1 pseudogene is annotated in these 339 nt (G+C 57.5%); it reads right to left on the bottom strand.

Annotated features, from left to right (window positions below):
• Window positions 1-151: pseudogene (locus EE949_RS07620) on the bottom strand (quinone oxidoreductase); the annotation flags it as partial.
• Between the last annotated feature and the right edge of the window lie 188 nt (window positions 152-339).

Genomic DNA, 339 nt, shown 5'->3' on the forward strand with positions numbered 1-339 from the left:
GGCCACTGCAGTAGTAGGTATCAATGAAGTTCAGGCCGATGGCCTTGTTGCGCACAAGCACGTGCTGCGGACCGAGTGCTTCGGGCCCGAAGTCGACATATTCAAGTACCTCGGGTCCTCCGACAGTGCTGAACTGGATACGCTTTGCCATTGTTCCCTCCATGATGTTTAAACAGACTGCAAAAGGCCTATCCAACTCCTTCCCCCGACCCTCGTCAACTGCCACGCCCGCCCGCCGATGGTATGCTACGCGCCATTTTGCCTGCGCCGCTTGTGTTCCATGGGCTCAGCCGTTTGAAGTCAGCCGTAAGGGATCGCCATGAGTACCCGTACCGAGGC

The organism is Pseudomonas viridiflava (genome assembly GCF_900602065.1).
GTDB lineage: Bacteria > Pseudomonadota > Gammaproteobacteria > Pseudomonadales > Pseudomonadaceae > Aquipseudomonas.